The organism is Streptomyces sp. NPDC050703 (assembly GCF_040654435.1).
GTDB lineage: Bacteria > Actinomycetota > Actinomycetes > Streptomycetales > Streptomycetaceae > Streptomyces.
Map to the genome: position 1 here is coordinate 1 of NZ_JBFAHX010000075.1, position 21,191 is coordinate 21,191.

20 protein-coding genes are annotated in these 21,191 nt (G+C 73.5%); 13 read left to right on the forward strand and 7 right to left on the reverse strand.

Features of this window, described 5'->3' with window-relative positions; translation table 11 throughout:
• Positions 1 to 173: 173 nt before the first annotated feature.
• On the reverse strand, positions 174 to 1,712 hold the full coding sequence (locus AB0I16_RS35000) for an alpha/beta hydrolase (RefSeq protein WP_363253716.1): 1,539 nt from the start codon (positions 1,710 to 1,712) through the stop codon (positions 174 to 176).
• 101 nt (positions 1,713 to 1,813) lie between these two features.
• Positions 1,814 to 2,248 (reverse strand): ATP-binding protein, encoded by a 435-nt coding sequence (locus AB0I16_RS35005; RefSeq protein ID WP_363253717.1) that lies wholly within the window; start codon positions 2,246 to 2,248, stop codon positions 1,814 to 1,816.
• Between the two features lie 162 nt (positions 2,249 to 2,410).
• On the opposite strand from AB0I16_RS35005, the gene AB0I16_RS35010 reads away from it, so the two are divergent.
• The 4 genes from AB0I16_RS35010 to AB0I16_RS35025 all read left to right on the forward strand — a co-directional run bounded on the left by AB0I16_RS35010 (position 2,411) and on the right by AB0I16_RS35025 (position 5,499).
• Positions 2,411 to 2,776, forward strand: coding sequence for an STAS domain-containing protein (locus AB0I16_RS35010; RefSeq protein WP_363253718.1), 366 nt, complete (start codon positions 2,411 to 2,413; stop codon positions 2,774 to 2,776).
• 239 nt (positions 2,777 to 3,015) lie between these two features.
• Positions 3,016 to 4,569, forward strand: a complete 1,554-nt coding sequence (proP, locus tag AB0I16_RS35015; protein WP_363253733.1) for a glycine betaine/L-proline transporter ProP — start codon at positions 3,016 to 3,018, stop codon at positions 4,567 to 4,569.
• Positions 4,570 to 4,659: 90 nt separating this feature from the next.
• Complete coding sequence (locus AB0I16_RS35020; RefSeq protein WP_363253719.1) at positions 4,660 to 4,935, forward strand: hypothetical protein; 276 nt, start codon at positions 4,660 to 4,662, stop codon at positions 4,933 to 4,935.
• 60 nt (positions 4,936 to 4,995) lie between these two features.
• Entirely contained in the window at positions 4,996 to 5,499 is a 504-nt protein-coding gene (locus AB0I16_RS35025) for a metallophosphoesterase (protein ID WP_363253720.1), read from the forward strand.
• 42 nt (positions 5,500 to 5,541) lie between these two features.
• On the opposite strand, the gene AB0I16_RS35030 is transcribed toward AB0I16_RS35025, so the two are convergent.
• Entirely contained in the window at positions 5,542 to 7,143 is a 1,602-nt protein-coding gene (locus AB0I16_RS35030; RefSeq protein WP_363253721.1) for a S8 family peptidase, read from the reverse strand.
• Positions 7,144 to 7,674: 531 nt separating this feature from the next.
• Between AB0I16_RS35030 and AB0I16_RS35035 the strand changes: the two genes are divergently transcribed.
• On the forward strand, positions 7,675 to 10,689 hold the full coding sequence (locus AB0I16_RS35035) for a LuxR C-terminal-related transcriptional regulator (protein WP_363253722.1): 3,015 nt from the start codon (positions 7,675 to 7,677) through the stop codon (positions 10,687 to 10,689).
• Positions 10,690 to 10,745: 56 nt separating this feature from the next.
• On the opposite strand, the gene AB0I16_RS35040 is transcribed toward AB0I16_RS35035, so the two are convergent.
• Complete coding sequence (locus tag AB0I16_RS35040) at positions 10,746 to 11,345, reverse strand: helix-turn-helix domain-containing protein (RefSeq protein WP_363253723.1); 600 nt, start codon at positions 11,343 to 11,345, stop codon at positions 10,746 to 10,748.
• 155 nt (positions 11,346 to 11,500) lie between these two features.
• On the opposite strand from AB0I16_RS35040, the gene AB0I16_RS35045 reads away from it, so the two are divergent.
• The 5 genes from AB0I16_RS35045 (at position 11,501) to AB0I16_RS35065 (ending at position 15,936) form a co-directional block, all read left to right on the forward strand.
• The gene (locus AB0I16_RS35045) at positions 11,501 to 12,283 is read left to right on the forward strand and encodes an SDR family oxidoreductase (protein ID WP_363253724.1); all 783 of its coding nucleotides are present in this window, start codon (positions 11,501 to 11,503) and stop codon (positions 12,281 to 12,283) included.
• A gap of 56 nt (positions 12,284 to 12,339) precedes the next feature.
• Positions 12,340 to 12,963 carry a hypothetical protein gene (locus tag AB0I16_RS35050; RefSeq protein WP_363253725.1) on the forward strand — a complete coding sequence of 208 codons (624 nt, stop codon included), beginning with the start codon at positions 12,340 to 12,342 and terminating at the stop codon, positions 12,961 to 12,963.
• Between the two features lie 296 nt (positions 12,964 to 13,259).
• Positions 13,260 to 14,138: an MEDS domain-containing protein gene (locus tag AB0I16_RS35055; protein WP_363253726.1), complete on the forward strand. Its 879-nt coding sequence runs from the start codon at positions 13,260 to 13,262 to the stop codon at positions 14,136 to 14,138.
• Positions 14,138 to 14,569, forward strand: a complete 432-nt coding sequence (locus AB0I16_RS35060) for an ATP-binding protein (RefSeq protein ID WP_363253727.1) — start codon at positions 14,138 to 14,140, stop codon at positions 14,567 to 14,569. Before AB0I16_RS35055 ends, AB0I16_RS35060 begins: the two co-directional genes overlap by 1 nt.
• 215 nt (positions 14,570 to 14,784) lie before the next feature.
• The gene (locus AB0I16_RS35065; RefSeq protein ID WP_363253728.1) at positions 14,785 to 15,936 is read left to right on the forward strand and encodes a hypothetical protein; all 1,152 of its coding nucleotides are present in this window, start codon (positions 14,785 to 14,787) and stop codon (positions 15,934 to 15,936) included.
• A gap of 18 nt (positions 15,937 to 15,954) precedes the next feature.
• On the opposite strand, the gene AB0I16_RS35070 is transcribed toward AB0I16_RS35065, so the two are convergent.
• Positions 15,955 to 16,713 carry an inositol monophosphatase family protein gene (locus tag AB0I16_RS35070; protein WP_363253734.1) on the reverse strand — a complete coding sequence of 253 codons (759 nt, stop codon included), beginning with the start codon at positions 16,711 to 16,713 and terminating at the stop codon, positions 15,955 to 15,957.
• Between the two features lie 174 nt (positions 16,714 to 16,887).
• Positions 16,888 to 18,048, reverse strand: a complete 1,161-nt coding sequence (locus tag AB0I16_RS35075) for an NAD(P)/FAD-dependent oxidoreductase (RefSeq protein WP_363253729.1) — start codon at positions 18,046 to 18,048, stop codon at positions 16,888 to 16,890.
• Between the two features lie 123 nt (positions 18,049 to 18,171).
• Here AB0I16_RS35075 and AB0I16_RS35080 point away from each other — a divergent pair, with 123 nt between their 5' ends.
• The 3 genes from AB0I16_RS35080 (at position 18,172) to AB0I16_RS35090 (ending at position 20,905) form a co-directional block, all read left to right on the forward strand.
• Positions 18,172 to 18,789, forward strand: a complete 618-nt coding sequence (locus tag AB0I16_RS35080) for a helix-turn-helix domain-containing protein (RefSeq protein WP_363253730.1) — start codon at positions 18,172 to 18,174, stop codon at positions 18,787 to 18,789.
• 27 nt (positions 18,790 to 18,816) lie between these two features.
• A complete protein-coding gene (locus AB0I16_RS35085; protein ID WP_363253731.1) occupies positions 18,817 to 19,287 on the forward strand; it encodes a hypothetical protein in 471 nt (156 codons plus the stop codon).
• A gap of 178 nt (positions 19,288 to 19,465) precedes the next feature.
• Complete coding sequence (locus AB0I16_RS35090; protein WP_363253732.1) at positions 19,466 to 20,905, forward strand: FG-GAP-like repeat-containing protein; 1,440 nt, start codon at positions 19,466 to 19,468, stop codon at positions 20,903 to 20,905.
• Between the two features lie 115 nt (positions 20,906 to 21,020).
• On the opposite strand, the gene AB0I16_RS35095 is transcribed toward AB0I16_RS35090, so the two are convergent.
• Positions 21,021 to 21,191 (reverse strand): sigma-70 family RNA polymerase sigma factor (locus tag AB0I16_RS35095; RefSeq protein ID WP_363253735.1); only part of this gene is annotated, 171 nt, incomplete at its 5' end.

The following is a 21,191-nucleotide window of genomic DNA, read 5'->3' on the forward strand; positions in this document are numbered from 1 at the left end:
GTCGGGCAGACGAAGACGACGCGGAAACGGGGCTTCCCGTCCGCGAGATCACGGCCATGGACGTGGTCGAACTGGGGCCGGTTGTGAATCCGGCGCGCACGGGTCGGCCCCGGCCCACTCGTACCTCCGCACCGGCGAGGACCGCCGTGCCGGCGGCCGCTTCCCGGCACGCCCTAGTTCCGGCAGGTCACGTCCCGCTTCGGCAGTCGGCCGTCGGCCAGGTAGGAGTTGACCTGCCGGTCCACGCAGGTGTTGCCGTAATCGCCGAAGACGCCGTGCTGCGCGGAACCGGGGACGGTGACCAGGCGGGAGCGCGACCACCGCTCGCGCACCTGGCGCGCGCCGGAGTAGACGGTGCGGGGGTCACCCGTGGTGTTGACCAGCAGGGCCGGTACGTCGTTGTCGACCACGGTCGGCCGCTCGGCCGGCGCGTCCCAGAACTCGCACGCGTTGGCGTTGAACGCCAGGGGAGCGGCGAAGGGTGCCTTGCCGCGGTGGGCCCGGATGTCGCGCCAGTAGCTCTCGACGCCGCGCTTCTCCGCCACGTCACCGCAGAGGATGGCGGCCTGCACGCTGCCCTGGTGCGAACCGGCCCCCGTCGTCATCGTCGTCAGCACCTCGGTCAGCACCGCGCTCGGCTCGGGGTGTCCTCCCGCGGCGGCGCGCAGGAGGACGCGGGTCGCGGTGGCCAGCTCGGCCCGTGTGCCGTCGCCGTCGCTGCCGAGCAGACTGAAGTAGACGAGGGGTGCGAAGTGTTCGTCGACGCGGAACTCTCCGACCCGCAGCGGCTTCTCGGCCGCGGCGCGCTGGATGCGGCGCACGGTGGAGAGGACCGCTTCGGTGGTGCGGCCGAGCGCGTAGGTGTCGTGCCGGGCGGAGGTCCAGGCGGCCCAGGAGCGCAGGGCCCGCTCGTTGGCCCCGGCCGCGTCGGCGAGCAGCGTCTGGTTGTACCGGGCGGGGTCGATGACGCCGTCGAGGACCATGCGGTCGGTGCGGCCGGGGAACAGCTCGGTGTAGACCTGGCCGAGGTAACTCCCGTAGGAGTAGCCGAGGTAGGAGATCCGCTCGGCCCCGAGCGCGGCCCGTACGACGTCCATGTCGCGGGCGGTGTTGCGGGTGCTGATGTGCGGCAGGACATCGCCGTTCGTCCGGCGGCACCGCTCGGCAAGGTCCCGCTGGAGGGCGACCGAGCGCTTGAACGACGCGCGGCTCTCACCGGCGGAGACGACCGTGGAACCGACGTCCCAGCCGCAGTCGAGCGGCGTCGACCGGCCGACGAACCTCGGGTCCACGCCGATGAGGTCGTACTTCCCCGCGACCTCTCCCATCGCCGCGCCGACGGTCAGCGGCATGTCCAGGCTCGGTCCGCCGGGTCCGCCGTTGTTCAGCAGGAGAGGTCGCGCGCGGTGCGCGGTGCCGGTGGCGCGGAGCCGGGAGACGGCGATGGTGATGGTCCGGCCGCCGGGGTCGGTGTAGTCGAGGGGGACGGTGAGGTCCGCGCACCTGGCCCCCGCGTCGTCGAGTCTCTTGCCCGTGTCGTCGTCGGGGCCCAGCACGCAGCCGTGCCAGTCGATGTCCTGGTCGTGGAACCGCCCGAGTCCCGTCGGCTTCTCGGTCGCGTCCGCCGCCGCGGCGGCGGGCATCGTGCCCGCCCCGATGGTCAGCAGCGCGGCCCCGGCTATGGCGGCTCGCCCGCAGATGGTCATTCGCATGCACGGCACGCTAGGCCGCGGACCCGGTCCGTTTCGCTGAGGCCGGCCCCCGGTTCCTGCCGGGGGACAGCCCCACCCCGACCGTACGGCCGGCCGTACGGTCAGAGGAGCAGCCGCGCGGTGACCCGCTTGCCGACGGACTCCCGCCGGACGCTCAGGTGCTCGGCGATCCGCGTGACGATCTCCAGGCCGTGCTGGCCGATCCGGCCGGGGTCGGCCTCGCGGGCCGCGGGGACGGTGGGGTCGCTGTCCCACACCGCGACCTCCACCGAGCCGTCGCTCACGCGCAGATCCATGAGCACCGGGCCGGGAGCGTATTTGAGCGCGTTGGTGACCAGTTCGCTGACCACGAGCTGGGTCAGGTCCATGGCACGGGAGGAGACGGGCACGTCGTGGACGGCGCCGGCCTCTCGCAGGAAGTCCGTGGCGAAGTGGCGTGCCTCGGCGATGCACCCGGCGTCACCGGCCATCGCGTGACTGGCGTGCAGCCGGACGTCGTGCCCGGCACGGTTCTCGTCGTCGGTCCTGACTCCCATGCGTATCCCCGTTCCCAGCTGATCCTCCGGACTCCGCGTACCCGCCGGGCAGCCACTCATGCGCGATGTGTGTTTCGGCACAGCCGGTGGATTACGTCCGGCAGGGCCGGTGGTGCAGAATCGTCCGGACAAGACGAGTCAGCACACACGTTCGGGGAGACGGTGACCAGCATCCAGGGGATGGGGCGGCCCGCGCGGCTGTCCATCGAAGAGCGCACCGTCGACGGCGTCCGTGTCCTGTCGGTGAGCGGCGAGATCGACCACGACACCATGGGCCCGGTCCGGGACGCCCTGCTGCCGCGGGACGCCGCCACGCCGCAGCGCCTCGTGGCCGACCTCGGCGCCGTGACCTTCATGGACTCCAGCGGTATCAACCTCTTCCTCGCCGCCCACCAGACCATCAGCGGCGACGGCGGCTGGCTGCGCATCGCCGGGGCCGGGAGCGCCGTGCGGCGGGTCATCGAGATCGTCGGCCTCGACCTGATCGTCGCCTGCCACCCGACCGTCGAAGAGGCCCTGACCGGCTGAGGTCCGGCCGCGACGCCCGCCCTCACCTCTGATCCTCGGACGGCTCCTTCCCGGACCGGACAATTTGCCGGTCCTCCCCGGTCGGCCCAGACTTGCCGCGACACGGCTTTCTCTCGCAGGCAGGATCGGCAGGCACGAGGAGAAAAAGCTCCATGGTGAAAGGCCAACCGCGCGGCACACCCCGGAAGCCCCGCGGCACGGACGGCGAATCGCGCGCGTCGCGTTCGGCGACCGACCGCATGGCGCGTACGCTGCTGCGCCGCAGGAAGAAGGCCCTCAGCGCCGAGGACGTGATGGTCTCGGACCGGCCGAAGGTGCGGCGCGCGGTGACGGCCGCCGCTCTCGGCAACACCATGGAGTGGTTCGACTTCGGTGTCTACGCCTATTTGGCGGGCACCATCGGCAAAGTCTTCTTCCCGTCCAGCTCCCCCGGCGCGCAGCTCGTCTCCACCTTCGCCACCTTCGCCGCGGCGTTCCTGGTGCGCCCCCTCGGCGGCCTCGTCTTCGGGCCCCTCGGCGACCGGATCGGCCGGCAGCGCGTGCTCGCCGCCACCATGATCATGATGGCGGTCAGCACGTTCGCGGTCGGCCTGCTGCCCACCTACGCCTCGATCGGCTTCGCCGCCCCGCTCCTGCTGCTGCTCTGCCGCCTCGTCCAGGGCTTCTCCACCGGCGGCGAGTACGCGGGCGCCACCACCTACATCGCCGAGTACGCCCCCGACCAGCGGCGCGGCTTCCTCGGCAGCTGGCTCGACTTCGGCACCTTCGTGGGCTACTCCCTGGGCTCCGGTCTGGTCACGGTGCTCACCCTGACCCTCGGCACCGACGGCCTGGAGAGCTGGGGCTGGCGCATCCCGTTCTTCGTCGCGGGACCGCTCGGGCTCATCGGCCTCTACATGCGGATGAAGCTGGAGGAGACCCCCGCCTTCCAGCAGGAGGCCGCCACATCGGCCGCCACACGCGAGGCCGACTCCGAGCGCGGCGACGGCGACCCGGTCGAGCAGGCCCGCCAGTCCGGCAAGGGGCGCCTCAAGGAGATCTTCACCCGGCACTGGCAGGCCGTGCTGATCTGCATGGGCCTCGTCCTGCTCTACAACGTCACCAACTACATGGTCACCTCGTACCTGCCGACGTTCATGTCGGTCACCCTGGGCGAGAGCGAGACCATCGCCCAGCTCCTCGTGCTCGGCACCATGCTGCTGGTGGTCCTCGCGATCACCACGGTCGGCCGCAGCTCCGACCGGTGGGGCAGACGGCCGATGTTCATGGGCGGCAGCATCGCCATGATCCTGCTGTCCGTGCCCGCCTTTCTGCTGATCCGGGAGGGCGGCATCCTCCTCCCGGCGTTCGGCTGCGCCATCCTCGGCCTGCTCCTCGTCTGCTTCGCCGGCACGGCGGCGGCCACGCTGCCCGCCCTGTTCCCCACCCGGCTGCGGTACGGCGCGCTGTCGATCTCCTTCAACATCTCCGTCTCGCTGTTCGGCGGCACCACTCCACTGGTCGCCTCGTACCTGGTCGACACGACCGGCAACACCCTGGTCCCCGCCTACTACCTGATGGTGGCCGGGGTGATCGGTCTGGTGTCGACGTTCTTCCTGCACGAGACGGCGGGCCGCCCGCTGCGCGGTTCGGGACCCATGGTCGAGACCGAGGGCGAGGCCCGCGCCGTCGTGGCACGGAGCCGCACGGAGGCGGGCCGCCACGCGCGCGACCTGTGGCTGCGCCTGTGGCATCCCAGGGGCGGGGGCCGCGGCGGCAGCAGGGACGGCAGACCGGGCAGACGCGGCGAGTGACCCGGCGGATGCCAACCGCCGCCCGTGCCCCTGGCGTTGGGGGCGCGAGGAGGGTGATTCGCCCTCCCGGCTCGGGGCATCCGGTCAGGCATGACGACACGAGACGAACACACCGCGGGATCGCAGCCGCTGGGCGAGATGGAACGAGGCACTCCCCACCGGCTCGCCGCGCGGAACGAGATGTGGACCCTGGCCTGGACCGCCCTCTGCGTCCTGCTCGCCGTCTGGTCCGTCGCCTGGGCCGTCGGCGCGGCCAGGGGCGCCACGAACGCGTGGGCGTACAGCCTGGGCGGACTCGTCCTGCTCGGCTGCGCCCTGTGGGCCCGCCGCTCCGCCATCCGCAACAACCCGCCGCGCCACCTGTGACACCCGTGACCGGCACGCCACGACGGGCGGCCGTGCCGGGCACCGGCCTACGCTGACCCCATGCGCCTGCTGCTGACCTCCGACACGCACGTACCGGTCCGCGCCAAGCGCCTGCCGGACGCCCTGCTTGCCGAGCTGGACCGGGCCGATGTGGTGGTCCACGCCGGGGACTGGATCGACGAGGCCACGCTCGACCTGTTCGCCTCCCGCTCGCGCCGCCTGATCGCGGTGTACGGGAACAACGACGGCCCGCCGCTGCGCCGCAGGCTCGCCGAGGTCGAGCGGGCGGAGCTCGCGGGGCTGCGGTTCGGGGTCGTCCACGAGACCGGGGCGGCCACCGGGCGCGAGCGCCGGTGCGCCGCACGCTTCCCCGACCTGGACGTCCTCGTCTTCGGGCACAGCCACATCCCCTGGGACACCGAGGCCCCCGGCGGCCTGCGCCTGCTCAACCCCGGCTCGCCCACGGACCGCAGGCGCCAGCCGCACTGCACCTACCTCACCCTGACGGCCGAGGACGGCGCGCTGCGGGACGTGACCCTGCACCGGCTGCCGCCCAGGCGCTGACCCCGTCAGCGGGGTGGCTGACGGGGCCGGAGCGGGAGCCGGTCAGAACTGCAGGGCCCAGGCGTCGACGGTGCCCGTGTCATTGGTCCAGTTGTCGGTGACGCGGAGCTTCCATGTGCCGTCGGCGGTCTCGGCGGAGGCGTCGACCCGGTAGGTGGCCCGGACGTTGTCGGCGCCGTCGTTGCTGTTGTAGTCCTTCAGGCGGTAGGCGGTGCCGTCGGGCGCGACGAGTTCGACCCGGAGGTCACCGCGGAAGGTGTGGCGGATGTCCACGGTGACGGACAGGCCGGCGGGGGCCCTGCCGGTGACACCGGTGACCGGGAGGGGCGATTCGACGGTGGCGTTGTCGCGGATCGGGTAGTCGTCGGTGTTCTCGAACTTCTTGCCGGTGGGCGGTGTGCTGTCGCCGCCGGTGTACAGGAGCTTGTTCGGGGAGCCGGTGCGCGCGTCGGTGACCTTGCCGGACGTGGCGTCGGCGACCAGTTGGTCGCGGACCTGGGCCGGGGTCCACGTCGGGTGGGCGGCGAGCAGCAGGGCGGCGGCGCCCGCGACGTGCGGGGCGGCCATGGAGGTCCCGCTCATCGACTGCGACGAGCCGTCACCGGAGTTGGACGTGGAGACGATGCTGTCGCCGGGCGCGAAGACGTCCAGGCAGGAGCCGTAGTTGGAGCCCTGGCCGTTGGACCAGCCGGTGGCGCGGGCGTCCCGGCTGTTGGTGGCGCCGACCGTGATGGCCGCGGGGGTGGACGAGGGGGAGTAGGAGCACGAGTCGGCGTTGTTGTTGCCGGCCGCCACCACCCAGGTCACCCCGGAGGATATGGAGGCCGCCACGGCGTCGTTGATGGACTGGGTCCTGCCGCCGCCGATGCTCATGTTGGCCACGGCGGGCTTCACCGCGTTCTTGGTGACCCAGTCGATGCCGGCGAGGACCGGCGCCCAGGTGTCGCCCGAGGTGCCCTGGCAGTTGAGCACGCGGACGCCGACCAGCTCGACGCCCTTGGCGACGCCGTAGGAGCCGCCGCCGACCGTTCCGGCGACGTGCGTGCCGTGGCCCTGGCAGTCGGAGGCGTTGGAGTCGCCGTCGATGAAGTCGTAGCCGCTGACCGCGCGGCCGCCGAAGTCGCGGTGGCTCATGCGGATGCCCGTGTCGAGGATGTACGCGTTCACGTTCGCCGCGGTGGTGCCGTAGGTGTAGCTCCGGTCCACCGGCAGGTCGCGCTGGTCGACGCGGTCGAGGCCCCAGGAGGGCGGGTCGGTCTGGGTGTCCACGGCGTACGCCGCGGCGTCGGCCTCCACGCGCGCCACCGAGGGGTCGGCGGCGAGCTTTTCGGCCTCGCGCTCCGACATCCGCACGGCGAAGCCGCGCAGGGCGGTGGTGTAGGTGTAGCGCAGGCTGCCCTTGTGCTCCTTGGCGAGCGCCTTCGCGGAGGCGGGAACCTCGGTGCGGGCGACCGAGTTCTCGAAGGTGACGATGTACGAGCCCTCGACGGCGCCGGGGCGGTCCGCGCCGACGACGCGGCCCTCGCCGTCGCCCGGCGGCGCGGGAGCGGCCGCGGCCCCGGTGGTCGCGGCGGCCCCGGCGAGCAGGGCGGTACTGGCGCCGACGGCGAGCACGCGCCGCAGGGCGCGAGCGTCGATCTTCATGGTTTCTCCCTCGAAAGCTGTCCGGGCCCCGGTTCAGGGCCCGGCGGAGGCACCCGTCGCCCCGGCCGCCGGAAAGCGGCTATCTTGTCGCGAGCATGACATGTGGGGTGGGGTGTGTGCCGCACGGAGTGGGGCTCCGTGCGGCACGGGTCCGACCACGTCACGCGGCCGTTGGGGACGGCCGCCCCCGTGCGCCCGGTCCTGCCGGCCAGGGACCGAGGCATACGAGGATGACGTCGTCGGACGGGCCAGAGCCTCGGCCACGGCGGTGGAGCACAGCAATCCGTACGCGCTACCCAAAGAGTGGTGGCGGGGGCCGGGGCGCCGCTGAGGGGACGCCGAAGCCGTTCCGCCGCCGGGCGCCGCCATTCCGTAGGTGGTGGACCCCTATTGCGAGACCGGGGGGTGGACGAGTAGACCACCGTTCAACGAACACCGTGCCGCGGCAGGGGAACGGGCCCATGACGCGCGGTGAGCGTTTCCGGGGTTCTTCGGAGCTTCCGCGGACGACGGCAGGCGAGAGGCGGAGCCGTGGACAGACGTTCCTTCGGCAAGGGATGGGCCGGGGCGACGACCGCAGGGGGCGGCTTCGTCGGACGCGGCGAGCAGACGCGGCGCCTGCGGCAAGCGCTGCGCGACGGTCCCGCCCTCACGGTGGTACGGGCGGAGGCGGGGACGGGCGTCTCCCGGCTGCTCGACGAGGTGCTCGGCGAGGCGGAGTTCGCGGAGTGGACCCACCTGCGCGGCACCTGCCCCGCCGCCGCGGCCCCCTCGGCCCTCGCCCCCGTGTGCGAGGCCCTGGCCGCACTCCCGTACCGGCCCGGCGCCGTCGAACAGCCCCTTCCGCCCATCACCGGGGCGGTCGGGCTCCTCGTACCGGAACTGGCCGACCGGCTGCCGGAACCGCCCGCGGGCGCCGCCGACCCCGACGTGCGGTGCGGGCTGCTGCCGCGGTCCTTCGCGGCGCTGCTCGCGGCGCTCGGGGACACCGTCCTCGTCGTCGAGGACGTCCACCGCGCCGACCCCGGCACGCTCGCCCTGCTGCACCACCTGCTGGACGCGATGCCGCCCCGACTGCGGCTCGTCGTCACCGAGGACGCCGCGCAGGGACGGCCGCTCCTCGGCGTCGGGCTCGCGACGCGGACCCGCGTCGAGGAGATCGGCGTGCGGCCGTGGACGTACGAGGAGACGGAGGAGTTCGTCCGCCGGTGGCTGCACACCCACCGGCTGCACCGGGTGGCGGAACTGCACGACCTGGTCGTCCTGGTGCAGGAGAGCACCGGTGGCTACCCGGGCGTGGTCGAGGCGCTGCTGCACTCGGCCGAAGAAGGGCTGACGGCACGGCAGGAGAGCGGGCCGCGGGCGCCCGTCGGCATCCGCGCGGCCCGGGACACCGGCACGGCGGCCGCACGGGACAGCGGCGGCACGGGAGCGGTCCGCGGCGGCGGGCCGCCCGCGGCGGACTCCATGCTCGCCGCCGTACGAGAGGCCGGCGTCCCGTCGCGGCTGCGGCGCGACGCCGCCCTGCGCCACGGACGCCTCGACGAGGACGCGCTCGCCGTCGCGGAGGCCGCGGCGGTGCTCGGCCGGCCCGTGCCCGCAGCCGTACTCGCCGAGGTCGCCGACGTCGCGCCCGGGCGGGCCGAGGCCGCAGTGGCGGCGTGCGTACGCCACGCCGTGCTCCGCGCCGACGGCCCGCACCCCGCGTTCCGCAGCCCGCTCGACCGCCGCGCCGCGCTGGAGCGGGTACCGGCGCCGCGCCTGGCCCGGCTGAGCCTGCGCGCCGCCCGCGCCCTGCACCGGGGCGGCCGAGGACCACTGCCGCTGACCGACCTGGCCCGGCTGTACGGAGCCGCGGGGCGGGTGCGCGACAGCGTGCGCTGCCTCGTCGCGGCGGCCGACAGGGCGGCCACGGCCGGTGACTACGCCACCGCCACCAGCCTCTACACCCGTGCCGTCGCCGACGACCCGCGCGCCGCCGGCCGCGTCCGCACCGCCGCGAAACTGGTCCGCACCGCGCAACTGGCCCGCGCCGGGGCCGAGGTGGTCGCCGCCGTGCGCCGGGTCCTCGACGAGGACGCCCCGCCGCCCCGGCTGCGCGGCGACATCCGGCTGCAGCTGAGCGTCGTGCTCCGCAACCAGAGCGGAGGGGCGCTCGACAGCCTGAACGAGGTCGCCCGCGCCATCCCCGACCTGGAAACCGCCGACCCGCAGACCGCCGCCCGCGCCATGGCGGTCGCCGCCATCCCCTCCATCAAGGGCTGGCCCGTCGAACGCCACCTGCACTGGCTCGACCGCATCGAGGCGCTCACCGACCAGGTCACGGACCCGGTGGCCCGCGCCGCCATCGCGGCCAACCGCGCCACCGCGCTGATGCTGCTCGGCGACGACCGGGCCTGGGCCGCCGCCGAAGCCCTGCGCGGCCCGGCCGCCGACGCCATGGAGGCCGCACACCACACCCGGGGCTGGACCAACCTGGCGCACGCCGCCACCGCCCTCGGCTACGACGCGCGGGCCCGCGAGTTCCTCCAGCGGGCCGCGGACGGCCTCGCCGACACCAGCAGCCCGTACCTCGAAGGGCTCACGCAGACCGCCCACCTGGTGCTCGCCTGGCACGAGGGCCGCTGGCAGGGGCTGCACGCCACCGCCGACCACACCACCCGGCTCTACGCGGAGATACCCGACCTCACCGCCGAGGCCATGCTGGTCCGCGGCCTGACCGCGCTGCACGTGCTCGGTGACGTCCCCCGCGCCCGCCGCGACCTCGCGGAGGCGGCCCGCATCACCCGCTACGACACCGGCGTCATCCTCACCGCGTCCGCCGCGGCCACCGCCCGCGTCCACCTGGAGGCCGGGCGTCCCGGCCAGGCGTGCGAGGCCGTCGAGGAGACCCTGCACCGCCTTGAGCGGACGGGCGGCTGGGTGTGGGCGGCGGAGGTGGCACCCACCGCGGTGGAGGCCCTGCACGGCAGCGGGCAGACGGCGCGGGCCCAGCGGCTCGTCGCCGACCTCGCCGACGGCACCGAGTACCGGGACGCGCCCGCCGCCCACGCGGCCCTGACCGTATGCCGCGCGCTGCTCGCCGAGGCCGACGACCGGCCGGACGCGGCCGTCGGCCTGCTGGCGGAGGCGGAGACGCGGTGGCGGGAGCTCGGCCGCCCCTTCGACGCCGCGCGGGCGGCGGAGACCCGGGGGCGCTGCCTGCTCGACCGGCGCGGCGAGACGGCGGCCGACGTCATCCAGGACGTGGTCGAGGCCTACCGCGAGCTGGGCGCACGCTGGGACGTGGCCCGCTGCCAGCGGCTGCTGCGCCGCCACGACATCGTCACCACCCACCGCAGGGGCCGCCTCGGCTACGGCGACCAACTCTCGCCGCGCGAGAGGGAGGTGGCACACCTGGTCGTCCAGGGCCGGGCGAACCGGGACATCGCCGAGAGCCTGGTCCTTTCCACCCGGACCGTGGAGCACCACGTGGCGCGCATCATGCGGAAGCTGAACGTCGCCTCCAGGAACGACATCGCCCTGGCGGGACACGCCGACGCCTGACGGCCGTTGCGGCGGCCGGTGCGTCCCGGCCACGCGTCATGGCGACCGCCACGGGGTCACGCGCCGATGGCCTCCTTCGGTCCGCCGAGGCCGTGCAGCAGCGTGGTGACCACGCGGGTGGCCTGCGCGTCGACGGCGGCGTCGGTGGAGGGCTCCTGGGCCGCGGCCTCGTGGATGAGGGCGTAGTACACGCGCCGGGCCCAGTCCAGGTCGGTGTCGGGCCCGAGCAGCCCGGTGTCCCGCGCACGGGCGAACAGCCGCTCGCAGGAGGCGAGTATCCCGGCGTGCACGCGCGCGACCTCGGGGTCCGCCCGGGTGGCGGTGGCATCCATGGCGAAGCGCCAACTGACCTTCACGCGCAGCACGTTGACCGTGGCCTGGTGGAGGGCGACGGCGGGCGGCGCGGTGTCGGGGCGCGCGGCTTCGACGGCCTCGCGGAACCGCTGCGTGGCCCATGCGGCGAGCGCCGCGATCAGGGCGTCGCGGGAGGCGAAACGCCGGTGGACGGTGGTGCGCGCGACGCCGGCGGCCTCGGCGATCTGCTCCACCGTCGCGGCCGGGTTCGCGGACAGGACGCGTTCGGCGGCTTCGAGGATCGCGCGCACCGTCCGCTCGGTGTCGGCGCGCATCGGTTTGGGGGAGGCGGGGTTCGCCATGGGTGCTGAGGCTCCTTCCGGTGCTGAGTTCCCCGTAGAGAGTACGTCGATGTAGCAGCTCACGTAGGTCTTGCAACACGCATGACGCATGTCGTACGTTCAGTGCGTCGGGAGTGACGCGGCTTCTCACTCTTTCCACTCTGCGGAGGATCGCCATGGACCTGCACATGAACGGCAGAACCGCCCTGGTCACGGGTGCGGGTCGCGGTATCGGCCTGAGTGTCGTACGGAGCCTTGCGGCCGAAGGCGTCCGTGTGGTCGGCGCGGCCCGCAGGCCCACGCCGGAGCTGCGCGCGACCGGTGCGACCGCCGTGGCCGTGGACCTGGCCGACCCCGAGGGCGCCGGACACCTCGTCCGCGAAGCCGTGGCCGAGCTGGGCGGGATCGACATCCTGGTCAACAACGTGGGCGGCGGGGACGGGGGACTGACGGGCGGTTTCCTGGACACGACCGAGGCCCAGTGGGCCGAGGTGGTCGGCCTCAACTTCTTCGCCGCCGTCCGCGTCACGCGCGAAGCCCTGCCCGCCCTGCTGGAGAGCCGTGGCGCCATCGTCAACGTCTCCTCGACCGGGGCCCGCGTCCCGCACGGCGGACCCATCGCCTACACCACGGCCAAGGCCGCGCTGACCGCGTTCGGCAAGGCGCTGGCCGACGAGTTCGGCCCTCGCGGCGTACGCGTGAACACCGTCTCGCCGGGGCCGGTCCGCACCGCGATGTGGGAGGGCGAGGGCGGGCACGGCGCGGAACTCGCGGCCTCCATGGGGATCTCCCACGCCGATCTCGTGGCCGGGCTTCCCGCGGCGATGGGCATGGTCATCGACCGGCTCGTCGAACCGGACGAGGTCGCGTCGCTCGCCACCTACCTCGTGTCACCCCTCGCCGCCGCGACGACCGGAACGGACCACCTCATCGACGGCGGGGCGGTCAAGACCGCGTAGGCCGCGTCCGGTGAAAGTGGCTGTTTCGAACAAGTAGACGCGGTCAGACGGAGGGTATGAGTGAATCCAGAAAGAACGTGAGCAGCCACGAAGGTGACACCTCGACCGCGGACAAGACCGGTCAGGCGGCCTCCGGCCGGACCAACTCCGGTCAGGACAAGTCCGGTCAGGGCAAGTCCGATACGGCCAAGAGCGGTCAGGCCAAGGCGAGTGAGGGCACATCCGGTCAGTCCAAGACCGACCAGTCCAGCGCCGACGGGTCCAAGACGGGTCAGTCCAAGACGGGTCAGTCCAAGACCGGTCGGTCGGAGACCGGCCAGTCCAAGGCCGGAGCCGCCGGGGCGGTCGCGGCCAAGGCCACCTCGGGCGCGGCGTCCCAGGCCGGTGCGGCGGCGCGCGGCGCCAAGTCCACCGTCTCCGGCGCCGCGGAGTCCACGGCGGCCCTCGGTGCCACGCTCGGCGAGAAGGCCAAGGCGGGCGGCGAGGTGCTGTCCACGGTGCCGGGCAAGGCACTTCAGGCCGCGTCCACGACCTGGACGGTGCTCAAGAACCGCAAGGCCATCGCGGTCGGCGTGGGTGGCGGGGCCATCGCCGCGCTGGCCGGCGCCTACGCGCTGGGCGGGGCCAACGTCCGCCGCGGCCACGGCCCGCTGACCCGGGCGACCGGCGGTGTCCTCTGACCTCCGTGCCGCCACGGCCGGTGACGGTAGCCGTGACAGCGACGGCAGGCCGAGGATGAAGGGAAGCAGGCGGTGGCCGAGAGCGGCCGCCGCCTGCCGGCCCTACCCGGCTCCGGTGACCGGCGCTCCCCCGCTCCGATCTCTTCCGGTCGGCCCGCGAACGCTTTGGCGTCGCGAATCTCCAAAGCAGAACACACTGTTGCCACAACTGCGGCACCCGCATCGCCGACCCACCCGGAACGCTACCCTCACACCTGTTTTGTCGTCGGGGGAGCCCGCCAAGGACGAGGTGAGCGATGCCTGCCGCCGGCCCGGCACCTGCCGGTACGATCCCGGTCCAGCGACTTCGGGCGGGCGATCACGCCTTCGTCAGCTACGACGGCGACGACGCGGGCCGTGACCTCGTCTCCGCCTTCGCGTGGGCGGGCCTCGCCGAGCACGAGAAAGTCATCGTCTTCGCCGCCCCGAAGCTCCACGAGGACGAGGTGTGGGCACGCCTTGACGCGCCCGGCGCCCTCCTGGGAGCCGCCCGCGAGCGCGGTCAACTGGTGGTCAGCAGCATGCGCGCGCTCATCCACCCCGAGAAGGCGTTCACTCCCCGGCGGCAGTGGCAGCGCATCTCGGAAGAGACCGACCAGGCCCTCGCGGAGGGGTACAGAGGGCTGCGCACCTACATCGACATGCACTGGGTCTCGGACCTGAACGCCGACGTCGGCATGGTGCAGTGGCGCGAATCGCACGCCCACCACCTCTTCGCCGACCGGCCCTACACCGAGATCTGCGCCTACGACAGCCGCTGGTTCACCCCCGACGTGCTGACGGCCATGCACGAGGCCCACCCGCGCAGACTGCTGCCCGTCCTCGGCGCCCTGCACGTGGAACACGCCCCCGGCGCGGTGCGGCTGGCCGGTGAGGCGGACCTGGCCACACGGCAGGAGTTCATCGGCGCGCTGCACGACGCTCTGAGACGCCTCGACGACGGCGCGGAGCTGACCGTGGACCTCTCCGACCTCATCTTCCTCAGCGCCGCCTGCGCCGTCGATCTGCTGCGCCTCGTGCACGCCGACGGGCAGGGCCACATCCGCGTGCGCTGTGGGCCGGTCCCCGCCCGGCTGCTGAAGCAAGCAGGTGCCGACGACATGCCACAGTTGCCGCTCAGCGAGGTGGAGCGTTGATGACGACGCCAGGGCCCGGGGGGGAACCCGCTGTCACCCTGCTGGAATCCCGCTTCACCCAGGACGACATGCCCAGACTGCGGCTGCTGGTCGAGCGGTACGCGGGACACGAGGGGCTGACCGATCCGCGCAGGGGCGAGTTCGTGGTGGCCATGGACGCCGTGGCCGTCAGCGCGGTCGACCGGCCGGGCGACGCCGGCACACTCGTCCTGCAGAGGAGCGGGAGCCACCTGCTCTGCCGTATCCAGAACCTGGGCCGCGACCGCCGCGACCGCCGCGACCTCACCGCGGCGCCCGATCCGGGCCCCCGCGGGCGCCAGGACGGGCACGGACTGTGGCTGGCGCGGCGGCTCACCGACGACATCACCATCGACTCCGGCCCCCGCGGAGTGAGGGTGACCCTGGCCGTGCGTCTGCCCCGTACGACGTGAGACGCGCGGCCCGGCGCGTACGGAGCGGGCGGCCGGTCGCTCAAGAAGTCGATCGCCGTGACGTCCGATCGACGCCCGAGCACCAAAAGGGTTCTTTTCCCCTCGCGAATCCTCCCGAAGGGAAAGGAGGTACCCCTTATGGGCGGGGGACCGCTTGCATCGACGGGCTCACGGACCATACTGGTCGGGCCCCGATCACCGCACAGAACGACTCCATGGCCAGAAACAGCACCCCCCCGACGACCGTCCCCGACACCGCGTGGCTGGGACGCGGGCGCCACCTCGGGCCCGAGCCCGAGCAGGACGTCCGGCGCAACCTGATCGCCCTCAAGGCGGCCGGGGTGCTCGACGACTTCCTCGACCTCGACCCCGCGGAGGCGGCCCGCTCAACCGTCCTGCACCCGAGGGACGAGTCGGCCGACCCCGGCCCCTCGGCCCGCCGCTGCTTCGAGGCCCGCTGGCGCGTGGGTGACGACGTCACGGTGCGCGCGCAGCTGACCACGTACGACCCCGAGGTGCGCCGCAAGGACGGCGAGGGCGTCATCTGGATTCTCGCCGCGGAGGCGGATCAGGCGTGGGACGCGCACTGGCCCTCGCCCGCCACCATGTTCTGGCCCGACAGCGAGCGGGTGCCGTGGGACCACGACACGGTGCCCGGCGTGCGCCTGCGTACCACGAACCACCTGCCCAAGGACGATGACGAACTGCGCCACCGGCTGCGGGACTGCACCCGGCAGAGCTGGTTCGTCCACGTCGTCGTGCACGAGGCGATGACTCCCGACGCGGTGGGGGAGCAGCCGCTGACGACGTTCCTGCCGCCGAGCCTGCGCCACCGGGTGGTCGAGCACCGGGGCACGCCGGACCAGGCGCAGATCGCCGACTTCGCGATGAAGCGGGAGCTGAGTGTGCGGATGCCGCGCGGCGGCGCCGTCATCCTGCCCACGGTGCCGCAGGCCGCGGAGTACGACGCGGACCACTTCACGGTGCGCAGCGTCTTCCTCGACGGGTCGCGGCCGTCCGAACTCCTGGAGAAGATCGGCGAGTTCGCCGCGCTGCCGCGTGAGATGCCGGCCGAGGCGGAGCGGGCCCTGACGCGGCTGCGCCAGGGCTGGCACCTGCTCACCCAGGACGAGGAACTGGTCCACGCCCAGGCGATGGTCACCAAGTACGCCGAGGCCCTCGAAGCGATGACGAACGCCTGCGACCTCTACCGCGAGGCGGCCGAGGCGGCGCAGGCCGCGCTGGCCGAGGCGACCGGCGGCGACGGTGTGGCCCGACCCTCCGCGCCCGGGCACACCAAGGCGGACCACTCACCGCTGAGCGCCCTCACGAAGGCTTTCGGCCGCTTCAGGGACCCGAACAAGTAGGGGGTCCCGGCGGCGGCCTCAGCCGCGGATCATCGACATCAGCAGCCGGTGGGTGTCGTCGTCGGCTGCCGCCACCAGCCCGCGGCCCGCGCCGTCCGCAGGGCCGCCGTCGATCCCGGTGACCACGCACCCGGCGGCCCGGCACAGCGCGATCCCGGCCGCGAAGTGCACGCTCCCCGCCAGGCCGTCCCCGTCCGTGACGTACGCGGCACGCTTCCCCGCGGCGACCCAGGCCAGCGCCAGGGTGGTGGACACGACGCGGGGCCGGAACCGCTCCCCGAACTCCCGCCTCGCCAGCAGGTCCACGGCCCGGAAGCCGGGCGCGTTGGGGAAGGGCGGATCGAGGTTGACGTCCACGAGCCGGGTGGCGGACGCGGGCGCGAGCGGTGTGTCGGCGTCGCCGTGCCGCACCCACGCCGCCGCACCGTCCGTGAAGAAGACCTCGCCGCTGAACGGATCGGCCACGGCGGCCGCACCACCCGGCAGCGCCACGTTGACCGCCACGAGCATGTTGCCGACGGCGTAGTTGAGCGTCCCGCACAGCGGATCGACCAGCCACCGCCGTCCGCCCTCCGCGGCGGCGCCCCGCTGCCCGCCCTCCTCGCCGAGCACGGCGTCGGCGGGCCGGGCGCCGCGGATGACATCGAGGATCGCCTCCTCGGCCTCGACGTCGGCGGCGGTCGCGAAGTCACCGTCCCCCTTGTCGGTCCGGGCGAGCCGCCGGCCGTACAGCCGGCGCACGACGCCGGCACCGGCACGCACGGCGGCCACCGCCACTTCCTCATCGGTGAGGGCGGCGAGGGCGGCAGGGACGGAGCGGTCGGCGGGGACGGAGCGATCGGCAGGATCGGTGAGGCCGGCGGGGGAGTTGGTCACGCGCCGGAGGATACCGGCACCACACCCTGGGCGGGCTCTCCGACCGCACGCCACCCGGGCCGGTCCGCAGGGCTCTCAGTGGTGACCCGTCATATGGGCCAGGGCCTGGGCCGCGCTGTCCGGGGCGAAGGCGCCGGCGATTCCCTCGGCCGCGCCTTCGGCGGCTTCGGCCGAGCGGGGCAGGACGGTCTTCTCGTAGGAGGTGACCGCTTGGTCGACGGTGGGGTGGTCGATGAGGGCCCGCGCGAGGTCGGCGCCGTCGAGCATGGCGAGGTTGGCGCCCATCCCGGAGAAGGGTGACATGAGGTGGGCGGCGTCGCCGATGAGCGTGACGCCGGGTGTGCGGGGCCAGGTGTGGGGGACCGGCAGGGCGTACAAGGGGCGGTTGGTGTAGCCGGTGTTGGTGGCGGTGATGTAGCCGAGCAGGTCGGGTGACCAGCCGCTGAAGCGCGCCAGCAGCGCGTCGCGCACCGCGCTCTCGTCGGCGAGGTCGATCCCGGCCCGCTGATGCCAGTCCTCGGCGGTGCGCATGCCGACGTAGACGCGGATGTGCCCGCCGCTGTTGCGCTGGGCGACGAAGCCCAGGTTGTCGTCGAGGGCCATCATCGTGCCGTCGCCGGTGAGTGCGGCGAGGGCGGGGTGGCGGGTGTCGGCGTCGTCGAGGCCCGTCTCGACGAAGGTGACGCCGGTGTAGCCGGGTCGCGCGTCGGACACCAGGCGGCGGACCGTGGACCAGGCGCCGTCGGCCCCGACGACGAGGTCGGCGTCGACCGTGGTCGCGTCGGCGAAGTGCAGGCGGTGGACTCCGCCGCCGAGGGGTTCGGCACGGGTCAGCCGGCGGCCCCACTGAACGGTGCCGGGTGCCAGGGAACGCAGGAGGAGATCGCGCAGTTGGCCGCGGTCGATCTCGGGGTTGCCGTCGGCGGGGCCGGCCTCCGGCGGTGCGGTGTCGACGAGGATGCGGCCGTCACGGCCGACCAGGCGCATCTGCTGGCCCTCGGGGCGTGCCAGAGCAAGGAAATCCGCCAGCAGGCCCGCCTCGCGCAGGGCGAGTTGGCCCGTGCCGGGGTGCATGTCGAGGCTGCCGCCCTGGTCGCGGGCGAGGGGAGAGGCGTCCAGGTCGTAGATGGTGGCCGCGACGCCGTGCCGTTGCAGCACGCGGGCGCAGACCAGACCGCCGGGACCGGCGCCCACGACGGCGATGCGGGGCGTGGTGGTGGTGCTGTGGGTGGTCATGGGGCCTCCGGTCGGGTGGGTCGGTAGGGGCGCTGATCGCCCCGTCCAAAAAAAGCACACCTGCTCAATAAGTGCAACGGGTCAACTTTTTGAGTCGGGCAACCGAAGGGTATGGTGCTCCACATGACCAACACCGGCACCGGTACGGACTCCGGCGCGGCCGCCCCGGCGGCGCCGCCGGGCCGTCGCGAGCGCAAGAAGGCCGCCACCCGTCGGGCCATCGCCGACGCCGCGCTGCGCCTCTTCCTGGAGCGCGGATACGACGACGTGGGCATCCGCGAGATCGCGGACGCCGCCGACGTCTCCACCACCACGCTGTTCAAGCACTTCCCGGTGAAGGAGGCCCTGGTCTTCGACGAGGACGCCGCGAACGAGGCCGCCCTGCTCGCCGCTGTCCGGGAGCGGCCGAAGGGCCGGTCCATCCCCGCGGCGCTGCGTGAACACGCCCTGCGCCACCGCATGGCCGCCGCGGACGACGACCCCCGCTTCACCGCCTTCCTCGGCCTGGTGAACGACACCCCCGCCCTGCGCGACTACGTACAGGGCATGTGGCTGCGCCACACCTCCGCCCTCGCCGAGGTCATCGCCGAGGAGAGCGGCCTGCCCGCGGGCGACCCGGCCTGCGCCGCCCTGGCCCACTTCGCCCTCGAAGCCCCCCGGGTGGCCCGCGGGCACGACGACCCGCACCAGGCGATCACGCGCGCTTTCGCGCTCCTGGAGAACGGCTGGGGTTCCCTGTGACCGACCCGCTCGACGGAGGAGTGCTTGATGTGGTCGACCGTGATAGCCGTGTTCGGCACGCTCGCCGGCGCCGCGCTCGCCGGCCTGACCGCGCACTGGACGGACCGCCGGGCCCGTGCGGCCGAGCACGACCAGCTGGTGAGGGACGCCGCCGCACAACTCCTTGCCGCTTCCCTGGCGTACCGGGAACTCTTCTGGCTCCAGATCGCCGACCTCCGCAACGGTGAACCGCCGAGCAGGGACGGGCGGGCCGCCGTCTACCGGGCGCGGTCCGCGGTCACCCAGGCCTTCGACCGCCTCGTACTCACCGCCACGGACACCCACCTGGTCGAGGCCGCGGTCGAAGCCGCCTGGTCGGCCATCGACCTGAGCGAGATCGTCCTCGACGAGGTGCGCGACCAGCGCTTCGGCGACGAGGTCGAGGCGGCCCTCGTCGCCGGACGGACCCGGAGCCGCGACGCGCACACGGCCCTGCGGAACGCCGCCCGCGCCCGGTAGAAATGGCAGGCCATGCCGCTCTCCGGGGAGGCCCTGTGCCCGTGCCGGAAAAAATCTCTGTGCCCGTTCCGACCTTCACCGCTTATCATCTGGCGTAATTTGATCTTCTGACGGCCGTTCCCGGCCACGCGCCTCCGGGCCGTGCCCGGGCGGTCGCCATGGGAAGTGGGGGGACCACATGCGCCGCAGAGCGCTCATCGCTGCCGCCGCCTGCGCGGCAGCTCTCGCCGGTACGACAGGGCTCGCGCCCGCCGCCCTCGCGGCACCGGCGGCCGGAGCGACCGCCGGGTCGGCGGGCGGCAAGGCCGACTTCAACGGCGACGGCTACCAGGACCTCGCCATCGGCGCCCACACGGCGACCGTGGGGGACATCCAGCGCGCGGGCGTCGTCACCGTCGCGTACGGCTCGGCGACCGGTCTCAGGTACGAGACCGCGAACGTCCTCAGCCAGGCGAGCCCGGGCGTACCGGGCGAACCCGTCGCGGACGGCAAGTGGCGCGAGGTCAGCGCCGCGGGCGACCTGGACGGCGACGGCTACGACGACCTCGTGGTGAAGTGGCTGGAGAAGACCACCGTCCTGTGGGGGAGCAAGGACGGCATCACCGGTGAGGGCACCGCCCTGCCGGGCGGGGACTACACCGCCGAGTCGCCGAAGCTGCTCGGCGGCGGCATGGGCGTGGGCGACGTCAACGGCGACGGCGTCGACGACTACGTCACCCGGGCCCACCACGGCTCCTACGGCGTCTCCGTCCTGCTCGGCCCGCTGAACCGCGCCACCGGCAAGCCCGCCGCCGTCTGGAACCGCGACACCGGCGAGGACGACAACCTCGTCATCGGTACGGTCTACGTCGGCGACCTCACGGGTGACGGCAAGGCCGACGTCGTGGCCAGCGGCGGAGTCGTCCTCGGCAGCGGGACGCCGGGCGGCGTGGTGCTGAAGGGCTCCGCCGCCGGCCTGGTGAAGGGCAGCGAGTTCACCGGCCCGTACCACCACGAGAGCCACCTGCCGTCGGCGTTCGGCGATCTGAACAAGGACGGCTACCAGGACCTGGTCACCGGCTACCCCGACCGGAACCAGGTGTACGTCACCTACGGCGGCGAGAACGGCGTCAGCACCACCGTCCCGTCGCGCGCGTACACGCAGGCATCCGCCGGTGTGCCGGGCGTGGAAGAGGCGGGCGACGAGTTCGGCTCCGCGGTGGCCGTCGGCGACACCGACCGCGACGGGTACGCGGACCTGGTCGTCGGGGCCTCCTACGAGACCGGCTCCGACGCCGCCACCACCGCGAAGTCGGGAGCCGTCACCGTGCTGCGGGGCGGCGCCGACGGCATCACCACGACCGGCGCCAAGTCGTTCACGCAGAACGCCCGCGGCGTGCCGAGCACCTCGGAGAACGACGACCACTTCGGCGCCTCGGCCGCCCTGGTCGACGCCGGCGCGGACGGAGCCACCGAGCTGTACGTCGGCGGCAACGGCGAGGACGGCTACAAGGGCCGCGTCTGGAAGCTGCCCACCGGCACCGCCGGCGTCACGGGCGAGGGTGCCACCAGCTTCCACCTCGGCAGCGTCGGCGGCCCCGCGGGCGGCGGCAACTACGGCTACCGCATGGTGGGCTGACCCACCGAACAGCCCGGCACAGGAATGACACGAGAGGGGCCCGCCGACCGGCGGGCCCCTCTCGCTGTCCTACTCGTCCGACCTGTCCTGCCGGTCCGATCCGGTCCTGGTCGCCCTATGCCTCGTCGCGGTCCATGAGGCCGGTGCGGAGTTTGGTGACGGTGCGGGTGAGGAGGCGGGAGACGTGCATCTGGGAGCAGCCGAGCTGGTCGGCGATCTGCTGTTGGGTCTGCTCTTCGACGAAGCGGAGGTGGATGAGGGTGCGTTCGCGTTCGTCGAGGTCGGC